This is a genomic window from Actinoallomurus sp. CA-142502, from assembly GCF_050936355.1.
GTDB lineage: Bacteria > Actinomycetota > Actinomycetes > Streptosporangiales > Streptosporangiaceae > Actinoallomurus > Actinoallomurus iriomotensis.
Genome location: NZ_JBNJMY010000001.1, coordinates 4996620 through 5014391, shown reverse-complemented (window position 1 = coordinate 5014391; position 17772 = coordinate 4996620). Strand labels below are relative to the sequence as shown.

21 protein-coding genes are annotated in these 17772 nt (G+C 72.1%); 5 read left to right on the top strand and 16 right to left on the bottom strand.

Going from position 1 to position 17772, the window contains the following annotated elements; genetic code table 11:
* Positions 1 to 86: 86 nt before the first annotated feature.
* Both ACQEV1_RS23935 and ACQEV1_RS23930 read right to left on the bottom strand, forming a co-directional pair.
* Positions 87 to 1097, bottom strand: coding sequence for a PP2C family protein-serine/threonine phosphatase (locus tag ACQEV1_RS23935; RefSeq protein WP_285619060.1), 1011 nt, complete (start codon positions 1095 to 1097; stop codon positions 87 to 89).
* A gap of 142 nt (positions 1098 to 1239) precedes the next feature.
* The gene (locus tag ACQEV1_RS23930; protein WP_433396228.1) at positions 1240 to 3720 is read right to left on the bottom strand and encodes a penicillin acylase family protein; all 2481 of its coding nucleotides are present in this window, start codon (positions 3718 to 3720) and stop codon (positions 1240 to 1242) included.
* Between the two features lie 107 nt (positions 3721 to 3827).
* On the opposite strand from ACQEV1_RS23930, the gene ACQEV1_RS23925 reads away from it, so the two are divergent.
* The 4 genes from ACQEV1_RS23925 to ACQEV1_RS23910 all read left to right on the top strand — a co-directional run bounded on the left by ACQEV1_RS23925 (position 3828) and on the right by ACQEV1_RS23910 (position 6080).
* Complete coding sequence (locus ACQEV1_RS23925; protein WP_433396227.1) at positions 3828 to 3980, top strand: hypothetical protein; 153 nt, start codon at positions 3828 to 3830, stop codon at positions 3978 to 3980.
* A 504-nt stretch (positions 3981 to 4484) separates the two neighbouring features.
* Positions 4485 to 4832, top strand: coding sequence for a DUF6191 domain-containing protein (locus tag ACQEV1_RS23920; protein ID WP_285619064.1), 348 nt, complete (start codon positions 4485 to 4487; stop codon positions 4830 to 4832).
* A 137-nt stretch (positions 4833 to 4969) separates the two neighbouring features.
* Positions 4970 to 5767, top strand: coding sequence for a hypothetical protein (locus ACQEV1_RS23915; RefSeq protein ID WP_433396225.1), 798 nt, complete (start codon positions 4970 to 4972; stop codon positions 5765 to 5767).
* A gap of 19 nt (positions 5768 to 5786) precedes the next feature.
* Positions 5787 to 6080, top strand: coding sequence for a hypothetical protein (locus ACQEV1_RS23910; RefSeq protein WP_433396223.1), 294 nt, complete (start codon positions 5787 to 5789; stop codon positions 6078 to 6080).
* 37 nt (positions 6081 to 6117) lie between these two features.
* Here ACQEV1_RS23910 and ACQEV1_RS23905 read toward each other — a convergent pair whose 3' ends face one another.
* The 7 genes from ACQEV1_RS23905 to ACQEV1_RS23875 form a co-directional block, all read right to left on the bottom strand.
* Positions 6118 to 6342, bottom strand: a complete 225-nt coding sequence (locus ACQEV1_RS23905) for a hypothetical protein (protein WP_433396221.1) — start codon at positions 6340 to 6342, stop codon at positions 6118 to 6120.
* A gap of 190 nt (positions 6343 to 6532) precedes the next feature.
* Positions 6533 to 6586, bottom strand: a complete 54-nt coding sequence (locus tag ACQEV1_RS23900) for a hypothetical protein (protein WP_433405959.1) — start codon at positions 6584 to 6586, stop codon at positions 6533 to 6535.
* Positions 6571 to 6741 carry a hypothetical protein gene (locus tag ACQEV1_RS23895; protein WP_433406188.1) on the bottom strand — a complete coding sequence of 57 codons (171 nt, stop codon included), beginning with the start codon at positions 6739 to 6741 and terminating at the stop codon, positions 6571 to 6573. Before ACQEV1_RS23895 ends, ACQEV1_RS23900 begins: the two co-directional genes overlap by 16 nt.
* 403 nt (positions 6742 to 7144) lie before the next feature.
* The gene (locus ACQEV1_RS23890) at positions 7145 to 8650 is read right to left on the bottom strand and encodes an NADH-quinone oxidoreductase subunit NuoF family protein (RefSeq protein WP_285619073.1); all 1506 of its coding nucleotides are present in this window, start codon (positions 8648 to 8650) and stop codon (positions 7145 to 7147) included.
* The gene (locus ACQEV1_RS23885; protein ID WP_433396219.1) at positions 8647 to 9432 is read right to left on the bottom strand and encodes a hypothetical protein; all 786 of its coding nucleotides are present in this window, start codon (positions 9430 to 9432) and stop codon (positions 8647 to 8649) included. The genes ACQEV1_RS23890 and ACQEV1_RS23885 overlap by 4 nt, the downstream gene beginning before the upstream one ends.
* Positions 9419 to 10537: a peptidoglycan DD-metalloendopeptidase family protein gene (locus ACQEV1_RS23880; protein WP_285619077.1), complete on the bottom strand. Its 1119-nt coding sequence runs from the start codon at positions 10535 to 10537 to the stop codon at positions 9419 to 9421. Before ACQEV1_RS23880 ends, ACQEV1_RS23885 begins: the two co-directional genes overlap by 14 nt.
* A gap of 342 nt (positions 10538 to 10879) precedes the next feature.
* Complete coding sequence (locus ACQEV1_RS23875) at positions 10880 to 11905, bottom strand: aminotransferase class V-fold PLP-dependent enzyme (RefSeq protein WP_433396218.1); 1026 nt, start codon at positions 11903 to 11905, stop codon at positions 10880 to 10882.
* Positions 11906 to 11960: 55 nt separating this feature from the next.
* Here ACQEV1_RS23875 and ACQEV1_RS23870 point away from each other — a divergent pair, with 55 nt between their 5' ends.
* Positions 11961 to 12335: an RNA-binding S4 domain-containing protein gene (locus tag ACQEV1_RS23870; RefSeq protein WP_285619079.1), complete on the top strand. Its 375-nt coding sequence runs from the start codon at positions 11961 to 11963 to the stop codon at positions 12333 to 12335.
* A 177-nt stretch (positions 12336 to 12512) separates the two neighbouring features.
* On the opposite strand, the gene ACQEV1_RS23865 is transcribed toward ACQEV1_RS23870, so the two are convergent.
* From ACQEV1_RS23865 to ACQEV1_RS23835, 7 genes are all read right to left on the bottom strand, one after another.
* Positions 12513 to 12893 (bottom strand): MerR family transcriptional regulator, encoded by a 381-nt coding sequence (locus tag ACQEV1_RS23865; protein WP_433396216.1) that lies wholly within the window; start codon positions 12891 to 12893, stop codon positions 12513 to 12515.
* Positions 12893 to 13918: an MDR family NADP-dependent oxidoreductase gene (locus ACQEV1_RS23860; protein WP_433396214.1), complete on the bottom strand. Its 1026-nt coding sequence runs from the start codon at positions 13916 to 13918 to the stop codon at positions 12893 to 12895. The genes ACQEV1_RS23865 and ACQEV1_RS23860 overlap by 1 nt, the downstream gene beginning before the upstream one ends.
* A gap of 107 nt (positions 13919 to 14025) precedes the next feature.
* The gene (locus ACQEV1_RS23855; protein ID WP_285581250.1) at positions 14026 to 14826 is read right to left on the bottom strand and encodes a family 1 encapsulin nanocompartment shell protein; all 801 of its coding nucleotides are present in this window, start codon (positions 14824 to 14826) and stop codon (positions 14026 to 14028) included.
* Positions 14823 to 15872 (bottom strand): Dyp-type peroxidase, encoded by a 1050-nt coding sequence (locus ACQEV1_RS23850; protein WP_433396211.1) that lies wholly within the window; start codon positions 15870 to 15872, stop codon positions 14823 to 14825. The genes ACQEV1_RS23855 and ACQEV1_RS23850 overlap by 4 nt, the downstream gene beginning before the upstream one ends.
* Positions 15873 to 15965: 93 nt before the next feature.
* Positions 15966 to 16508, bottom strand: a complete 543-nt coding sequence (locus ACQEV1_RS23845; protein ID WP_433396209.1) for a LysM peptidoglycan-binding domain-containing protein — start codon at positions 16506 to 16508, stop codon at positions 15966 to 15968.
* 31 nt (positions 16509 to 16539) lie between these two features.
* The gene (locus ACQEV1_RS23840; RefSeq protein ID WP_285619087.1) at positions 16540 to 17442 is read right to left on the bottom strand and encodes a hypothetical protein; all 903 of its coding nucleotides are present in this window, start codon (positions 17440 to 17442) and stop codon (positions 16540 to 16542) included.
* Entirely contained in the window at positions 17430 to 17768 is a 339-nt protein-coding gene (locus ACQEV1_RS23835) for a YbaB/EbfC family nucleoid-associated protein (protein ID WP_285619088.1), read from the bottom strand. The genes ACQEV1_RS23840 and ACQEV1_RS23835 overlap by 13 nt, the downstream gene beginning before the upstream one ends.
* Positions 17769 to 17772: the final 4 nt, after the last annotated feature.

Below are 17772 nucleotides of genomic sequence, written 5' to 3'. Positions count from 1 at the left end.
CTCTTTGCCATGCGTGAGGAGTAGCCGCGCGGGTGTACCGCACTACCCTTCAGGAGACATCAGCGTCCACAGCGGCCCCACCGGCATCAGCGGCGGCGGACCAGCAGCATCGCTGCGTCGTCGGTGATCCGCCCGCCGACGTGACGCAGCACGTCGGAGCGCATCTCCTCCAGCGCCTTCTCCGGGTCGGCGGCCTTCAGCAGCCCGCTGCGGTCGGCCAGGGGGTAGAAGCGGCCCTCGCTGTCGCGTGCCTCGATCACGCCGTCGGTGTAGAAGAGCAGCCGGTCGCCGGGCGCGAATCCGATGGTGTACGGCCGCGGCCGGATGTCGGCGAGCCCGGTCAGGCCCAGCGGCGGCGCGACGTCGTCCGGTTCGGCGAACGCGCCGACGCCGCCCTGGCGCAGGATGAGCGGCGACGGGTGACCGCAGTTGACGAGCGTCGCGGTGTCGCCCTCGTCGAACTCGGCCAGCACGGCGGTGACGAACTTCTCCCCCGACAGCTGCCGGCCCAGCGACGCCTCGATGCGCGCCACCACCCCGGTGAGCTCGGGCTCGTCGTAGGCGGCCTCGCGGAAGGCGCCGAGGACGGCCGCCGCGGTCTCCACCGCCTCCAGGCCCTTGCCCTGGACGTCGCCCACGATCACCCGGACCCCCGAGCGGGTCGAGGCGACCTCGTACAGGTCACCGCCGATGCGTGCCTCGGCGGTCGCGGAGGTGTAGCTGACCGCGACGTGCACCGGGCCGACCCGGCGCGGCACCGGGCGCAGCAGCACCTGCTGGGCCACCTCGGCGACCGAGCGGACCTCCGCGAGCAGCCGCTCGCGCTTCTGCCGTCCGGAGCTGGCGAACACGCTCGCGACCGTGATGCCGGCCACCATGGCGAGCATGAGGGTGTTCTGCCGCCGGCCGAGCGCGTGGCTGTGGGAGCTGAGCAGCACGTCGAGGACGAGCGCGGCCATGCCCACGAGCGCGGTGCGCCGCATGCCGCACCACAGCGCCGCGAACGCCGGCCCGAGCGCGAGCAGCGGCCGGAACCGTACGTCCGGGCCCGCGAGCAGGTCGCTCAGCCCGACGACGCCCATCGCCAGGAACGGCAACCAGCGAAGCCACGGCCCGGGTCCCCCGGATCCCCCCAGATCAGTGATGGCGCCACCCCCGTCATCCCCCTGCGGCAGGATAACGTCCGGCCGGCGCCGGACCGGGTTCTTTCCGCCACCCGGCGTGCGTGGCGGCGGACTCTCAGGGCGTCAGCGTGAGCGTCCGCCGGGCCTCGCGCCGGATCGTCTCCGGCGTGGCGCGCATCGGGACCGTCTCGCCCCGCGCCCAGAGTTTCGCCTGGTCCCAGTAGTGCGTGTCGAAGGCGTGCCCGGACTCGCCGGTCAGGTTGATCCATCGCGACCGGTCGAGGTCCGCGAGGTCGACGATCATCCGCATGGAGGGCACCCAGTCGACCCCGTAGCCGGTCTGGGCGTTCGAGCCGGTGGCGTCGACGAGCGAGTCGCCGCCGGCCAGGCGCAGCGGGCCGCGGTTGAACAGCCACTCGATCGGCCCGATCCCCGAGTCGCCGAACGTCTCGTTGGTCAGCTCCAGCCGGTGCAGGTCGCCCCACTTCCACTTGGCGGGGTCGCCGCCGAGGCGGTGGCGCAGCTCGGCGTCGGCGTCCTTCATGGCCGCGCGCAGGACGTCGTCGCGGGTCTCCCTCACCCCGGCCGTCCGCACGTCGTCCCACCAGGGGTCGTCGGGCCGGCCGAGCAGGTTCCGCAGCACCTCGAACCAGCGGTCGCCGCCGTCGGGACGGGCGCCCTCCGGCAGCTCGTCGTTGAAGGTGCGGATGAGCAGGTGCCGGTAGACCGCGTTGTAGTACGCCGCGGGCGCGGAATCGGCGCCCTGGGTGAAGTCCCAGCCGCGCAGCAGGTTCACCGCCGCGCCCGAGCCGACGCGGAGCAGGTGCGGCACGAGCGTCGGCGCGAACCCGTTGCGGTCGTCCATCTGGATCCGCGCCATCCCCGCGGCGTCCATCACCGGCGTCTGCCGGACGAGCTCCTGGATCCGCGCGGCGCGGTAGCCGTACGTCCAGTCCTTGGTCAGCAGGTCCGGGTAGCCGGGCCCGGTGGCGGCGTTGTTCGCGGTGACGATGTAGCCCTGTTCGGGGTCGTAGACCGCGGGCAGCCGGTCGAAGGGGAGGTAGCCCTTCCACTCCTGCTCCCCCGTCCAGCCCTCGGCGGGCCAGGTGCCGTCCCCCTTCGTACGGATCGGGATGCGCCCCGGCGCCTGGTAGCCGATGTTCCCGTCGACGTCGGCGTACACGAGGTTCTGCGCGGGCACGTCGAAGGACGCCGCGGCGGTGCGGAACTCGGACCAGTTCCGCGCGGTGTCGATCAGCCCGATGGCGTCGGCCGTACGGCCCGGGTCCAGCGCCGTCCAGCGGAGCGCGACGGCGAGCCCGTTCCCGGCCTGGCGCGCGTCGTCCATCGCGTCCGACAGCAGCGGGCCGTGCCGGGTCGCCCGTACGGTGATGGTGACCGGCCTGCCGCCCGCGACCTTGATCTGCTCGGTCCGCGTCTGGAGCGGCTCCCGGCGGCCCTTGTACTCGTACGTCCCGCCGCTCACGCGCTCCAGGTACAGATCGGTGACGTCCGGGCCGAGGTTCGTGAAGCCCCAGGCGACGCGCTGGTTGTGCCCGATGACGACGCCGGGGACGCCGGAGAAGGTGAAGCCGCTGACGTCGAACGGGCAGGCCTGGCCCACCTGCCGGCAGTGCAGGCCGGCCTGGTACCAGAGCGAGGGCATGGCGGGCGCGAGGTGCGGGTCGTTGGCGAGGAGCGGCTTTCCGGTGGCGGTCCGGCTGCCCGCGACCACCCAGGAGTTCGAGCCGAGACCGGGCGCGCCGTTGCCCATCAGCGTCGGCATGGCGTTGACGGCGGCGGAGACCTTCGCCAGCGCGGGCGGCAGCGTACGCGCGCGGGGCTCGTTCACCGGGCCGCCCCTTGCCTCCTTGCCGCCGGAGACGATGACCGGGTTCCGGTCGTACGGGTAGGCCGGGTAGAGCTGGTCGACGCGGTCCCTGGGCACCTTCGTGGCGGCCAGCGCGCGGCCGAGCTCGTCGTCCATGTTGCTGCGCAGGTCCCAGGCCATGGCCTTGAGCCAGGCGAGCGAGTCGACCGGCGTCCACGGCTCAGGGTGGTAGCCGGTGCGCTGGAGACCCAGCACGGAGTACTCCAGGCTCTGCGTCGCGGTGTTCGGATGCTGCCGCAGCCACGCGTTGACGCCCTGGGCGTACGCCTGGAGGTAGCGCCGCGTTTCGGGACGGAGGAGGGGCAGCTCCCGCTCGGCCACGCGGCGCCAGCCCATCGTCCGCACGACCTTGTCGGTGTCGAGCGTCGTCCGGCCGAACAGCTCCGAGAGCCGGCCGGCGGTGACGTGGCGGCGGAAGTCCATCTCCCAGAACCGGTCCTGCGCGTGCACGTAACCCTCGGCGCGCATCAGGTCGTCGGCGTCGTCGGCGTAAATCTGCGGGATGCCGTACCGGTCGCGGTAGACGGTGACGTCCTTGCTCAGCCCCGGGACGGCGATCCGGCCGCTCGTCCGCGGATAGGACCGCCGGACCGTCCACCGCGCGTACAGGGTGAGCACCAGGGCGAGGATCAGGAGCACGATCAGGACGCGGACCAGCCAGCGGGCCGGGCGGGGCAGCCGCCCGAGCGGCGCGAACCTCGTCATGGACGCCTCTTTCCGTACCAGGATGGATGGCAGGCTAGACCACCGCGCCTCCTTTTCGTCCGGGCCTGGTGGCATGTGGCCTGTGCGGGGCGGCGTCGCCCGGATCGTTGTCCCTGATCCCCGGCCTGCACACGGGGAACGTCGGCTGCACGGTCGAGCCGCACCCGCTGTCCGCCGTCACGTCGTTCGGCCGCGAAGGCTACGCCACCCTCTTCGCGGAATTGGGCGCGGTTTTCGAACTGCCGATTACCCGAATATGACCGGCGACGAAAATCGAGGAGAATTGGAGCTCACGTGGGAGCGGATCCACGGAATGCCCCGTTCACCGGCGCCCTCGGAGGTCCGGTTCAGGACGGAGCCCTCCACGCCCGGCGAAGGGCCGCACGGCGGTGCCGTGACGAGGCCTCGGCGACCTCGCCGGCGGAGTGACGTGGACGAGCACCCCCGCCCCGCCTGAATGTACGATTTCTGCAGTCCTAAATAGGGATTTACCAGGGGGATATTCTGGACCTTTCGGGAAGCCGCCAGAGAAGCGTCCGATCGCCTTTAGACTTTGTCGCGGGAGCTCCGGAAGCATGTGTGCCTTCGGGGAGATTCCATCGAAAGGGCGACCCCTTGTTCGTGGCGAGGGGCCGCCGAACCGCGACCGCGCGGATCCCACTGCGAGGGGCGTCCTGTCCCCCGAGGCCGTGACGCCCCTCGCACCCGGGTCGCACCGCCCACGGCCGCGGAACCGACCGCCGCGGCCGTACGTTGAGTGGCACATGACCGCCGTCCTCGCGCTCATGGCCGTGATCTCGATCCCCGGGCTGGTGCTGCTGCTCGTCGCCCTCGCCTCGATCGACCGGATGGGCCGGGCCGCGCACCGTCGGCTGCGGCTGCCCTGGCGCTCGCCGGAGTCCGGGCAGGCGCTCGCGGCGCCCGGGCTCGACGAGATGCAAGCGATCTTCTATGCCACCAAACGGCACGAGCTCGACGAACGGCGGACCTCACTCATGCTCCGTGACGAGGAAGGCGACGGCGCGCCGCCCCGCAGCGAGGTCGACCTCGACTCCGGCAAGGCGGTCATCCGAAACTCGCGGCAGGGGCCCGCCGAACCGCGACCGCGCTGATCCCACCGCTCGGGCGCCCCGCTCTCGACGCCGTGCACATTTTGAGAATCATTGCACCATGCCCGCAGAAGTTCCCGGCCTCAGTACCGTGCAGAGGACACGCATCCAGAGGGCGCAATGCGGCACGGGGAAGCCATTTGAGCAGCGTTGGACACATCGCGGGTGACTCGATATTCCGAGCCGCGTTCCGTTTTCTGCGTTCGCCGAAGGTCGGCGGCAAGGTGGCCGCTGACGGAGTCCACTACCTGAAAGTCGGCAAGGGATCGACCCGGCCGTTGAAGGTCACCCTCTCGGACGGCGCCAGGAAGATCTACAAAGTGAACCCCAGGTCGAGCGCCCGCGCTTCCGTTCCGGCCGACGGAATCACGAATCGCGAGGTCGCCGCTTATCGGTTGGACAGGCTCCTCGGATTCGACCTGGTCCCGAAGACCGAGTTCTGGGCGGGAAAAAACGGGCGCGGCTCACTACAGGACTGGGCAAAGGACGTTAAAGGTGGCCTTTCGGTCAATTCCTATGCAATGGCCGATCGAGAACGGATGGCGATCTTTGACTATGTGGCCGGTAACACCGACCGGCATTCCGGAAATTATCTGACCCGGAGGGACAACGGTCGGCCGTTGGCCATCGATCACGGATATTGCTTCCCCAGCTCCGACAAGAGCCCGATCATTTCCGACTTCGTGGCCGACCGGTTCGACCGGCCGATCAGTGATGAGGTCATCGCGCAGGTGAGATCCGTGAGCCCGCAACGGCTCGCGGATGAGCTACGCTCCTGCGGGCTCGACGAAGACGCGGTCGCCGGGGCGGCGGCGCGTCTGCGCGAGGTGCAGCAACGGGAACCGGGCAGGATCCAAGGGACGGCATGGCCCGGCATGATCCAGGATTCCTTCCGCGTCCCGGTCCGAAGGGTGAACCTTCCGCCGGAATGGCTGTGAAGCGACTGGAGGCTGTCTGATGTCGGATAACGCGCCGACTCGCGTCGCCCTGTACGTATCCGCGTCAGGCACCGACGAGCGCGTCGCGGAGTTCCGCTGGAGTCCCGGTTCAGCGGTGGAGCTCACCGTTTTCGACCCGGATTGGGGCACCCTCGCCGAGCAGTACTACCGCCGCGGCGTTCCGCTCGTCACCGAGATGCGCACGGTTCCCCGCAGCGAGGCGGAGGCGTTCATGCGCGCCCTGCTGGAGCCCAGATCGATGAGCTACTACGAGTTCGTTGACGAAAGCCGGCCGAACTCGAGCGGTCCCTGACGGCGATCCGCCGCCGGAGCCGCTCGGCGAGGGCCGCCTATACCGGGCTCTCGGCGAACAGTTCCAGGTGACGGCACCGTGGGCAGCGGTACACGTCGATCGCCCACTGCGGGCGGCCCATCACCTTCGCGCCGCCGAAGACGCCCCGTTGCAGCGCCCCCTCGACCCACCGCGCGAAGCCCTGGGAGCCTTCTCCCGCGTCCCGGATGAAACCCGGCTCCAGACCGCTCGTACCGCAGTGCGTGCATTTCCTGTCGCTCATGGCCGGAGCCTAGAGGACGGCCCGCCGATCAGGCGGTGACATTCCTCGGTCGCGCCCTCAGCTGGTCGGCGGAGAAGGCGGCCGGCGATTCTCGGCTGCGGGCGTCCATCCCCTGGTAGAACGAGGCGATCCGTTCGAGTCCTGGAGCCGAGGGCTCGACGAGTGCGCGGCGGCGGTCCCGCGGGTCCGGTCAGCGCCGGACGTATCCCGCCTTCTCCAGGCGGTCGATCATGTGCGTGACCACGCCGGTGGTGCGGCCGAGCCGGGAACCGAGCTCGCCACGGTGGAGGTTCCGGCGCGGCCGAGCACGTGCAGGCAGAACAGGCCGGTCGGCGCGATGGCGAGACGCTGGGCGATCAGGTCGTTCAGGCGCGCCAGGGCTCCGGCGAGGTCTGTCATGGCCGCGATGATCCGGTCGGCCGGTGCGTCGGTCTGGTCGTTCCCGGCAGCTCGCGCCCGGCCTGATCGGCGAGGCGGACGGCCGGGCACGGATCCTGCGCCCGCCGGACGATGAGGCGGAGACCCGGCGGCTCCACGCGGCCGCCTTCGCCTGTCCCACCCGCTCCATCCGCCCGGCGTCAGGGCGGCCGGACCCGGCCCTCGACCCCTTTCCGATGGCCTTGGACGAGCCAGGACGGCCGGCCGCGGTTCGAGTGGATCCTGCCGGGCCACGGTGACCGCCGCCGCCTCGCCGCCGATGAGATGTCCCGGCGGCTGCGAGCGCCGGCCGACCACAGCCGAGGGCTACGGCCGAGGCCGATCGACTTCACCGCCGTCCGCCGGTGAGGCCGGCGCCGCACCGTCAGCGGGCCGCTCCGGCGGTGCGTACGCCGGTGTTCGCACCGCTGAGGCGCAGGGCGAGCGCCGGGCACATCTCGACCGCCTGGCGAGTGTCGGCCAGCAACCGGCGGGGCACGTTCGCGCCGTCGATGACCGGGAAGCCGTGTTCGTCCAGGCGCACCAGGTCCGGCAGCAGGTGCCCGCACAGGCCGTGGGCCGCGCAGCGCGTCCAGTCGACGGTGAGCCGCAGGCCCGTGTCCTCGGCATGCGCGACCGCCGGCTCCTCCTCGATCGGCAGCAGCCCGCGTACGGGACGGCCGCAGGTGCCGTCCGCCAGGTGCTTCTCGACGTCGGCGGCGAACGCGGTCAGCGCCGAGGTGACGAACCGGGCGGAACCGTCCGGATGGTGGCAGGCTCCCCGGCCCTTCACGGTCTGCGTCCCCTGCCGTACGGCCGCCAGCGCCTCGCGGCCGCGCCGGCCGGACGCCAGGGCGTTCAGCGACCGGGCGATGGCCGGCACCCCGAGCCGGCAGGGCCCGCACTGGCGCGCCGACTCCTCCCCGAGGTACGCCGCGACGCGGGCGACCTCGCCGAGCGGGCAGACGCCCTTGGGAAGCGGCAGGATGATGCCGGCCCCGAGCGCGCCGCCCGCCTTGGCGATGCCCTCGCGCGACACGAGCGCGCGGTTCGCGGCGGGCGGGGTGATCCAGGTGCCGTGGTACCCGCCGACGAGGACGCCCTGACCGACCTTGGCGCCGCCGAGGTCGAGGATCTGCGCCAGCGGTACGCCGGCCGGTGTCTCGATGACGCGCGGCCGCCCGTCGGCGCCCCAGACGGTCAGCAGCACGGTGCCCGGTTCCGCGGCCGTGCCGACCGCGGAGTACAGGTCCGGGCCGAGCTGCGAGACCAGCGCCAGCTGGGCGAAGGTCTCGGCGTTGGACAGCAGGGTCGGCAGCCCGTCCACGCCGGAGTCGGCGGCCCGCACCTTGCGGCCGGGCGGCACGGCGGGATTGCCGTTGACCCCATTGACGAGCGCTCCGCCCTCGCCGGTGACGAACCGTTCGGGCAGGCGGACCATGCGCACGAAGCCGCCGAGGCCGCTCTCGGCGATCGCGGTGCGCATCGAGCGTGCGGGCCGGCCCTGGTCGGTGACGGCGACGACGACCTCACGGGCGCCGAGCGCCTTGGCGGCCAGGAGCGCGCCGTCCAGGATCAGGTGCGGCGTGCGGTCGAGCAGGAACTTGTCCTTGTGGCTCGCGGGCTCGCCCTCGGTGGCGTTGACCAGGACCACCGGCCGGCAGTCCCGGCGGCGCACGGACGAGACGACCGCGGCCACCTTGCGGGCGAACGGGAACGCCGCCCCGCCGCGTCCCCGCAGGTCGACCTTCTCGGCCAGATCGATCATCTCGCGCAGGCGACGGCGGCGGAACGCGCCGTGGACGGCCCGGTGCGTGGCCTGGTCGATGCGCTGGAGGCGGTCGAGCCCGGCGCCGAGCCGTACGGGGCTGAGGTGTCGGAACTCGGTCATCGCCGATCACCGGACCGGGCGCCGGTCTCCGCCCGCAGTGACGCCCAGAACTTCTCGTCGGGCACGTCGGCCTCCGAGCGGGTACGGGGCGTCGCCGCCTGGGGCCGCGCGTGCGCTCGCGCGCCGAGCATGCGGCGGTCACGTGCCATGCGCGGCAGCCGGCTCGCCGCCGCGGCCATCACGACCGCGAAGCAGATGACGTAGCTCCACGTCACCCAGGACTTGGGCGCGCGGCCGGCCGACAGTCCGTGGATCATCGCCAGCGGCCACATGACGTACGCGGTAGCGTGCACGGCCCGCCACAGCCAGGGCCGGGAGCGGGCCACGAAGCGGCCGCGGAGGACGCCGGTCACCAGCGCCAGGACCAGCAGGTCACCGGCGATGGTGCCCAGGCCGACGTACAGGCGGCCCGCTCCGCCGGCGAACGGGACGACGGCCTCCAGGACGCCGGCGTGCGCCTCCATGATCTTCAGCAGGATGTGCGTCACCAGGAATCCGACGGCCAGCACCGCCATCGCGCGGTGCGCCGCCTGGAAGAGGATCCGGAACCGGATCGGCACGCGGTGCTGCGCCGCACCCACGCCGGCGGTGACCGCGGCCGTCAGCGCGACCAGCGTGAAGACGCCGGAGAAGAACTCCAGGAAGTCCTGTGCCCACAGGACCGCCGAGGCGCCGGGCCTCGTGCGCGCCACGGCGAGGACGGCGACGAGGAGCAGCAGGGTCACGACCGCGGGCCGGACGCGCCGGCGTTCACCGGCGAGCGCGGCGTCAGGTCTGGGCATCGACACCCCCGGGTCCGGCGGCCGGGTCCGGCGAGCGGTCCGGGTCGGTCTTGGGCTTGGCCGGGGTGGGGCTGGGCGAGACGTCGATGCCGAAGTTGAGCAGCGGGTTGCCCGCGTCGACGCGTACGCCGTCGCGTTCGGCGAACGCCTCACCGGGAGCGTCGTGCACCGTCCATCCTCCGATCCGCCTTCCGTCCAGCGAGACCGGACCGCCGGCGTCCCGCAGCCCGAAGCGGACGAGCGGGCGGGACGCTCCACCGCCGCCGCAGGGCTGGTCGGTGCCGGTGTGCCCGAGGTAGTCGCCCTGCCGTACCGGCTCGCCGTCGGGTACCTCGGTGAGCCGGTCCAGCTGGTAGTACTCGGTGGTGGTGCCGTCGTCACCGATCACCAGCACCAGGCCGCGGTCCGGCGAGGAGGAGCACAGCCGGTAGATCCGTCCCGACGAGGCGGCGAGGACCCGGCCGTCGCCGCCGCCGAAGGACAGGCCGTGGTCCGTGGGCACCAGCGCCCACGACTGGCCGATGGTCCAGGGCAGCATCAGCCGCGTTCCCGCCGGAGCGCTCCGGGCCTTGCCGAATTTCTGCAGGGTGGTGCGCTCACCGGCGGACAGGATCGAGGTGGGCGCCTTGGCCACCATGGCGGCGAAGTCCGGGGTGCCGGCCAGGGCCGCCTGCCACGTCGTGCCGGTGGCGTGGGCGAGGAAGAGCGAAGCCTCGGGCATCGCGGTGCTGTCGTCCGGCGGCGGTATCGCCTCCGTACCGAGCACCCACATCCGCTTCTTGTCGAACCGGCTCTGGTGGACGACGGGTGAGGCGACCGTCCGCACGCCGTACTCGCTGCGCGCGGCGGCACCACGGCGGTCCAGCACCAGCTTCTTGACCTGGCGGTCGAGCAGTGTGGCCGGGCTGACCGGCTTGCGGCGCTGCTTCGAACGCGACGGTGGCGTGTGCCGCGCGCCACCGCGCGTGGGGCCGGGAGCGGCGACCGGGCGGTGGCGGGGGCCGACCGGAAGCACCTTCTCCTCGACGATGGCGGCCAGCACGAGGCCGACGGCGACGACAAGCGCCGTGCTGACCGCGCCGGCCCGGTTGACCAGCGAGAGCAATAAACGCGCGCTACGCGGTGAACCGGGCGACGCCACTTTTCGGTGACGGCTGGGCATCGAACCACCTCCTGGGGGACCTGAAGTGATCCAAAACCGATGCGAGGAGTGTAAGAGCTCGTCCGAATCAACGCACTCATCTCGGGAGAAAACCCGAAAATCCCTACATGTCGGGCAGAGGCGAGGCCGACCGGAGCCGTCTCGCTCAGGTGAGGATCGAGCGGCCGCCGAAACGGAGACGCGGCCGATCCTGAACCGCGTGGCGCCGCTCCCGGCGAGGCGTACGGTCAGGGCGTCTCGTCGGCGAACACCGACTCCGCCGATCCCTGGTGGCTCAGGACCGGGTCAGGGCGAGGTGAGCGCGTCGAGGGCGGCGTCGACGTCCGCCTCCGTGGTGTAGAGGTGGAAGGACACGCGCAGGCGGCCGTCTCTCACCGCCGCGCGGACGCCCGCGGCCTCCAGGCGCTCCTCCGCTCCGGGGACGTCCACGCTCAGGATCGCGCTGTCCGACGGGGGCAGGCCGAGGCCCGCGCGGAAACGGTTCGCGAGCGCCACGTTGTGCGCCCTGATCGGCTCGACGCCGATGTCGTTCAGCAGGTCCAACGACGGTGCGGCGCCGACGTAGGAGAACCACGCGGGCGAGATGTCGAAGCGCCGGGCCGAGGCGGCCAGCCGGAGCGGCGGGCCGTAGTAGGCGTGCTCCTCCCCCGCGTACCAGCCGGCGGCGACCGGGCGGAACCGGTCGCGTACCGCCTCGCCGACGTAGCAGAACGCGGCGCCGCGCGGGGCCATCAGCCACTTGTACGCCGCGCAGACGAGCACGTCGTAGCGCGTCGCGTCCACCGGCAGCCAGCCGACCGCCTGAGTGGCGTCCGCGACGACCAGCGCGCCCGCGGATCGAGCGGCGGCCAGGACGTCCTCCACCGGCGCGAGCTCACCCGTCGCCGACTGCACGACGCTGAAGGCCACCGCCGCCGTACGCCGGTCGATCGCGTCGGCCAGCCGGTCCGGCGGCACGGTCCGTACGTTGAGGTCCTGGACGAGCCAGGGGAACAGGTTGGAGGTGAACTCGATGTCGGGCACGACCACGTCCGCTCCGGGCGGCAGGGACGCGGCGACGGGCGCCAGCAGCTGCGAGACCGTGGCGCCGACCGCGACATCGTCGGCGGAGGCCCCGACCAGCCGCGCGAACGCCGCCCGAGAACGCCCCGTCGAGACGTCCCACTCGGCCCACGGCCGGGCGCCCCGCTGCCACTCGTCCAGCGCCCGGCGTACCGCCTCGACCGTCGGTCTCGGGGGCAGGCCGTAGCTCGCCGTGTTCAGCCAGCCCGGCTCGGGCTCCCACAGAAGCACCGCATCGTTGAGATCCACGGTTCCAGTGTGCCCGCGGGCTGCCCGCGCCGGTTCCGGCCGTTATCGTCGAGACATGGCGGAGGATGAGGGATCCGTTCGGGTCGACGTCTGGATCTGGTCGGTACGGCTCGTGAAGACGCGGTCGATGGCGACGGCGGCGTGCCGGGCCGGACATGTCCGCGTCAACGACCAGCGCGTCAAGCCGGCGTCCGCCGTACGGCCGGGCGACGAGGTACGGCTGCGCCACGACGGACGCGAGCGGATCGTGGTCGTGCGCCGCATCGTGAGCAAGCGCGTGGGCGCGGCCGTCGCGCAGGAGTGCCTCACCGACAACAGCCCGCCCCCGCCGCCGCGCGAGCTGCTGATGCCGGTCGCGCGCCGAGAGCGCGGCGCCGGCCGCCCCACCAAGCGCGAGCGCCGGGAGATGGACCGCCTCCGCGGCCACTGACCCACCACGCGAAGGCGGCACCCCGCTACCGCGAACCGCTGCGCCCCGGGGACACCGCCGCGCGGTGCTGATGCCCGTCGCACGGCGCGGGGTCCCCAAGGCGGGGCGCCAGAAAATCGGCCACGGCCACGGGCCCGCCGCGCGGGGCGGCACCCCGGTGACGCGGACCGGGGTCGCTCAGGTGCGCGCCTCGACCGGGGCGACGCGGGCCGCGAGGTTCTCGCGGAGGCGGGTCAGGCGGGCGATCTCCTCGTCCAGCGCGGCGATCCGCCGCTGGACGACTCCCGAGCCCCACTTGCACGCGGCCGGGTCCCCGTACGGCGGCAGGGTGTCGCCCTCGAAGATGTCGAGGCGGTCGGCGCAGCTGCGGACGTCGGCGACCGTCAGGCCGAGCGAGAGCAGCTGGCGGATGATCCGCACGCGGGCGACGTCGCGCGGTCCGTACTCCCGCTGTCCGGTCGCGGTGCGCCGCAGCGGCGGCAACAGCCCGTTCTGCTCGTAGAACCGCAGAGCTCGGGGCGTGGTGCCCGCCGCTGCCGCCGCGTCGCCGATGCGCATCAGTCCTCCAGTGTCACCACGACCGTGCCCAGGTGCCGTCCGCTCATCATGTCGTGCAACGCACGGGGAGCGTTCTCGATGCCCGGAACGCGGACGTACGGGAAGGCGATCTCACCGGAGCGCAGCCAGCCGGCGAACCGGTCCAGCCACTCGGCGTCCACGCCGGCCCGGCCCGGGTTGCTGTAGCCGATCATCGTGATCTGCTTGACGATGAGCTGGAAGGAGTCGAGCTCGACCGGGGACGTCGTGCCGCCGCCGCGGTCGGACATCTGTCCCGACAAGGCTCCGACCAGCACGAACCTGGCGTCCTGGCGGGCCGCCGCCACGGCGGCGCGCAGGTCCTCGCCGCCGACGTTGTCGAACAGGACGTCGACGCCGTCCGGCGCGGCCTTGGCGAGCTGTTCCTCCAGCGGCCCGGCGCCGCGGACCACGGCCGCGTCGTAGCCGAACTCGGCCACCATCCGCTCCGCCTTGGCCGGGGAGCCCGTGCTTCCGACGACCCGGCCCGCGCCGAGCAGGCGGGCGATCTGGCCGGCCATCGACCCCACCGATCCGGCGCCGCCGGAGACGAACACCACGTCGCCGGGCCGCATCTGCGCGCGGGTGAGGGCCTCGTAGGCGGTGCGGGCCTGGGAGAGGTGCGCGACCGGGTCCGGCAGGGCGGCGCCGAGGGGCTCGCACCCCTCAGCGTCCAGGACGGCGTACTCACGCCATCCGCGCCAGTGCGCGACCAGCTCGCCAGGGCGCGGGTCACCGCCGGCCGGGGCCGTGACGACCTCGCCGATCGCCGGGCCGAACAGCGGGTCACCGGGGCGCAGCCCGGCGAACGGCGCCCCTTCGACGCTGCCGCCGATCAGCGTGCGCAGCGCGGCGAACACGTGGAAGAAGCGGTTCTTCACCAGCACCTCGCCGGGTCCGGGCTCGGGCACCGGCGCCTCGGCGACGGTGAAGTCCTCCGGCCTCGGGATCCCGGACGGCACCGCGGCGAGGCGTACCTCACGTGACGTACGGGGGTGTTCGGGCATCGTTGACTCCTCAGGAGAACGCGTGACGACAAACAGCGCCGCGACGCTAACTCCTGACCCGCACGTCAGGGGCAAGCCGGCCGTCTCACCATGTGGACGACCGTCCGTCACGCTCCCCGGAACGGCACCACGGCCTCGCTCGTGTAGGCGAGGAAGGTGAACGACTCCTGGAAGTACAGCTCGACGCTCGTCGCGTCGTGCGACAGGTAGCCGATCGAGACGTCCTGGCCGATGCGGAGCTCGAAGTCGCCACCCCGCGAGGACAGCAGGAACGCGCCGTCGATGGCCGGAGCCCAGACGATCTCCCCGTCCAGCAGGCGGGCGATGTGCTGGTGGATCGGGTAACCGTGGTCGGAGGTCTCACTCACCGCGGTGTAGGCGTCGGCGCTGAGCGCGAGGGTGTACGGGCCGCCGACGCCCGCCAGGCGGAGGGTGCTCACGGCCTGGCTGACGGCGTCCGGATAGTCGCGGACGTCGTCCGGCAGGGCGATCGCCGGGTTGGACGAGCCGGCGCGCAGGCCGGTGATGCCGGCCTGCGCGTAGCCCTCGAAGACCGCGCGGTCCTCGGCGAAGGCGATCTGGCGGGCGGCGTCCTTCACCGGCTGCCAGTCGGCGTCCTTGGCCCCGCGCTCGACGTCGTCGACCTGGCGGCGGTCGACGGTGAACGGCACCCGCAGCTCGACGATGGGCTGCACCCGGCGCGTGCGGGCGATGACGCCCTCGGCGGGCGCGGCGACGTCGTCCAGGTGCCCGGTCGGCACCGCCGACAGCTCGACGCCTCCGGGCTCGGGCACGTCGACGATCCGGCGGGCGGCCACGTGGCGCTCGAACGTCCGCCGGGCCTCCTCCTCAAGGTCGGCCCAGGCGGCGGAGGAGATCGGGGCGAGTTCGCGGTGCAGGTTGTTCATCGCGTCGTTCTTCCTTTCAGGTCGCCGATCCCCAGCGAGCCGTCGGCCGGGGCGTCGGTGATCGTCGCGGGCCGGGTCTCGACCGGTCCGGCCGGCGCCGCGGGCGGGCCGGGCGGATCCTCGAGCAGGTCGGCGCTCGGGACGAAGAACAGGGTGCCGGTCACGGCTGTGGAGAAGTCGAGGATCCGGTCGTGGCTCGCCGTACCGTCGCCGAGGAACATGCGTTCGAGCATCCGCTCGGTGACCTCGGGCGTACGGGAGTAACCGATGAAGTACGTGCCGAACTCGCCGCGTCCCACAGAGCCGAAGGGCATGTTGTCGCGCAGGATCTGGCGTTCGGTGCCGTCGGGGTCGACGATCGTGGTGAGCGCCACGTGGGAGTCGGCCGGCTTGACGTCGTCGTCCAGTTCGATGTCGTCGAGCTTCGTACGGCCGATGGCCCGCTCCTGCGCCTCGACCGTCATGTCGTTCCACGCCTGGAGGTCGTGCAGGTACTTCTGCACGATGACGTAGCCGCCGCCGGCGAAGTCCGCGTCCTCGTCGCCGATGAGCACCGCGTCCGCCGCGGCCGGCCCGACCGGGTTCTCGGTGCCGTCGACGAAGCCGAGCAGGTCGCGAACGTCCAGGTACTTGAAGCCGTGCACCTCGTCGCGTACGGTCACCACACCGCGCAGCCGCTTCATGATCTGCGCCGCCAGGGCGAAGCACAGGTCGTGCCGCTGGGCCCGGATGTGGAACAGCAGGTCGCCGGGGGTGGAGACGGCGTGGTGCACCGGGCCGGTCAGCTCCTGGAACGGGTGCAGTTCGGCGGGGCGCGGCCCGCCGAACAGGCGGTCCCACGCCTCCGAGCCGATGCCCGTGACACAGCTCAGCCGGTCCTCGGGCGCGGGGAACCCGATCGAGCGCTGGAGACCGGCCAGGTCGGGCAGCAGCTCGCGTACGACGGGCTCCCCGCCCGGGTCGATCGTCACGACCAGGAATATCGCGGCCCTGGTCAGCGGGCTGAGCACCGCCTGCGGCTCGGCGCGGCCGTTCGGCTCCCCCATTGGCGTCTCTTCCCTGCTCTCGTCCGGTTCGCGCCACGATACCGAGCCGCAGGGGTCCGGCCGGCAACCACCCGCCACGGACCGTGACAGGCCCTACTTCTCGGCGGCCTTCAGGGCGGTCTCCAGGACCCGGACCGTGTTCTCCCACTCGAAGTCGTCGTGACGGTCCGCCATGGCGCGCAGGCCCCCGGCGACGTTGTGGTAGAAGTCCGCGAACGCGACGACGCCGTCGAGGGCGCGACCGGTCCCGGTCTCGTAGCCGGAATGTCCCTCGGCGCCCTTGTAGAACTTCGTGCCGAGGTCGTCGCCGCCCCAGAAGTTGCCGATGGCGTCCAGCCTGCGCATCGCGTCCGCGAGCTTCGTGCCGATGGCGCCGCCTTCCTGGTCCAGGACGCCGGCGACGGAGCGGACATGAGCGGGGTAGAACTCCATGGGCGGCAGGGCGAGTTGCATGCCGATCCGCAGTCCGCCCGGGTCGTCGCCGATGAGGTCGCGGTTGGCCGCGTAGATGTCGCGCCACTTGGCGCTGTCCTCGTACAGGTCTTCGGCGATGCCCGACAGCGTGCTGTGGGGCGTGTCCCACGGCGTGACGGTGACGTGGGTCGGCGGGTCCGGGGGCAGGGTGGGAGGAGTCACGGTAGGGCTTCCTTCGAGGTCCGGGGGCCGGTCAGCCGGCCGGCTTGTGCGCCATGGTCGTGTAGAGCAGGGTCCGCAGCGTCGTGTCCTTGACGGTGGGCTCCAGGTCGTCGCCGCGCTTGCCGTTGAGGAAGCCGTAGGTGGGCCCGTAGCCGATGGTCCCGCCCGCCAGGCGGGACACGAAGTACTGCACGTCCTTGTTCTTGGTGATCATGCTCGCGGGCTTGACCGCGACGTCGAACACGCCGTAGAAGGCGACGGAGGCGGCGAACTCCTTCATGACCTCATCGATGTTGTCGCCCCACGAGCCGACGTCGTCGCCCCGCAGCGCCTTGACGCCGTCCATCACGGCGACGTCGCCGACGGCGAAGAACGCGCTGCCGATGGAGTACTCCGTCAGCTTGGCGAGCAGTGTGCGGGCGATCGCGCTCTCCAGGAGCCGGGCCAGGATCCCGGCCTGCGCCCGCCGCATGAGGAACTGCGTGATCTCGTACGCGGCGCCCGCCTGCCAGGGGAACGTGGTGATGAACAGCGCGCTCGCGAAGTTGGCCCACGCCAGAGTGACGAAGGTGTGCTGGGCCTTCTCGACGAGCGAAGCGTAACCCTCGCAGGCCTCGCTCATGCGCCGGCACAGGTCGGCGAGCCGCGTCGCCTCGCCCTTGGCCGGAGGGTCGGGCGCGGCGTACTTGTGCCAGAACTTGCCGAAGGCGTCGACGCCCGCGCCGGCGTTGTTCTTCGTGACCGCGTTCGCGGCGTCGTCGCCGTCGCGTCCCCACTCCTCGATGTCACCGGCGAGCTCGGCCCAGATCTGGCCCGCCTGGCGCGCCCGGGCGGGGTCGCCCTCGGGGTACGGGGTGGCCAGCATGGAGAAGACCAGGAGCGCGATGTTGCCGCCGATGAAGAGGTTTCCGCGCACTCCGCTCAGACCCGCCATGGGCTCTCCTCGCCGCCGAACGGCAGGTCGTCGGTGAACTCGGGGAACGCCTCGCGCATCTTGGCCGCCGTCTCGTGGTGCAGCAGGTCGAGGGCGTCGTTCGTCATCCCGACGATGCGTTCGGCGAGCTCCTCCACGTCGAGGCGCTTCACCCGGGGATCGAGGGTGAGCGCGTGCAGCCGCCCCTGGCCGACGACCGTCACCTCGATCAGTCCGTCGTTGCTCTTGGCCTCGATCGCGAGGGCCGATAGCTCCTCGCGTATCTTGCCGGCCCGCTCCTCGATCTGCCGGAGTTCGGCTTGCAGCTTTTCTCTGTCGGCATCCACAGGC

Excerpts from the sequence above, each read along its gene's own strand:
- ACQEV1_RS23890 (WP_285619073.1), bottom strand. The coding sequence starts at position 8,650 with ATGACCGAGTTCCGACACCTCAGCCCCGTACGGCTCGGCGCCGGGCTC.
- ACQEV1_RS23870 (WP_285619079.1), top strand. The coding sequence starts at position 11,961 with ATGGCGGAGGATGAGGGATCCGTTCGGGTCGACGTCTGGATCTGGTCG.
- ACQEV1_RS23920 (WP_285619064.1), top strand. The coding sequence starts at position 4,485 with ATGACCGCCGTCCTCGCGCTCATGGCCGTGATCTCGATCCCCGGGCTG.
- ACQEV1_RS23840 (WP_285619087.1), bottom strand. The coding sequence starts at position 17,442 with ATGGCGGGTCTGAGCGGAGTGCGCGGAAACCTCTTCATCGGCGGCAAC.
- ACQEV1_RS23930 (WP_433396228.1), bottom strand. The coding sequence starts at position 3,720 with ATGACGAGGTTCGCGCCGCTCGGGCGGCTGCCCCGCCCGGCCCGCTGG.
- ACQEV1_RS23910 (WP_433396223.1), top strand. The coding sequence starts at position 5,787 with ATGTCGGATAACGCGCCGACTCGCGTCGCCCTGTACGTATCCGCGTCA.
- ACQEV1_RS23885 (WP_433396219.1), bottom strand. The coding sequence starts at position 9,432 with ATGCCCAGACCTGACGCCGCGCTCGCCGGTGAACGCCGGCGCGTCCGG.
- ACQEV1_RS23865 (WP_433396216.1), bottom strand. The coding sequence starts at position 12,893 with ATGCGCATCGGCGACGCGGCGGCAGCGGCGGGCACCACGCCCCGAGCT.
- ACQEV1_RS23905 (WP_433396221.1), bottom strand. The coding sequence starts at position 6,342 with ATGAGCGACAGGAAATGCACGCACTGCGGTACGAGCGGTCTGGAGCCG.
- ACQEV1_RS23850 (WP_433396211.1), bottom strand. The coding sequence starts at position 15,872 with ATGGGGGAGCCGAACGGCCGCGCCGAGCCGCAGGCGGTGCTCAGCCCG.
- ACQEV1_RS23895 (WP_433406188.1), bottom strand. The coding sequence starts at position 6,741 with ATGACAGACCTCGCCGGAGCCCTGGCGCGCCTGAACGACCTGATCGCC.
- ACQEV1_RS23855 (WP_285581250.1), bottom strand. The coding sequence starts at position 14,826 with ATGAACAACCTGCACCGCGAACTCGCCCCGATCTCCTCCGCCGCCTGG.
- ACQEV1_RS23860 (WP_433396214.1), bottom strand. The coding sequence starts at position 13,918 with ATGCCCGAACACCCCCGTACGTCACGTGAGGTACGCCTCGCCGCGGTG.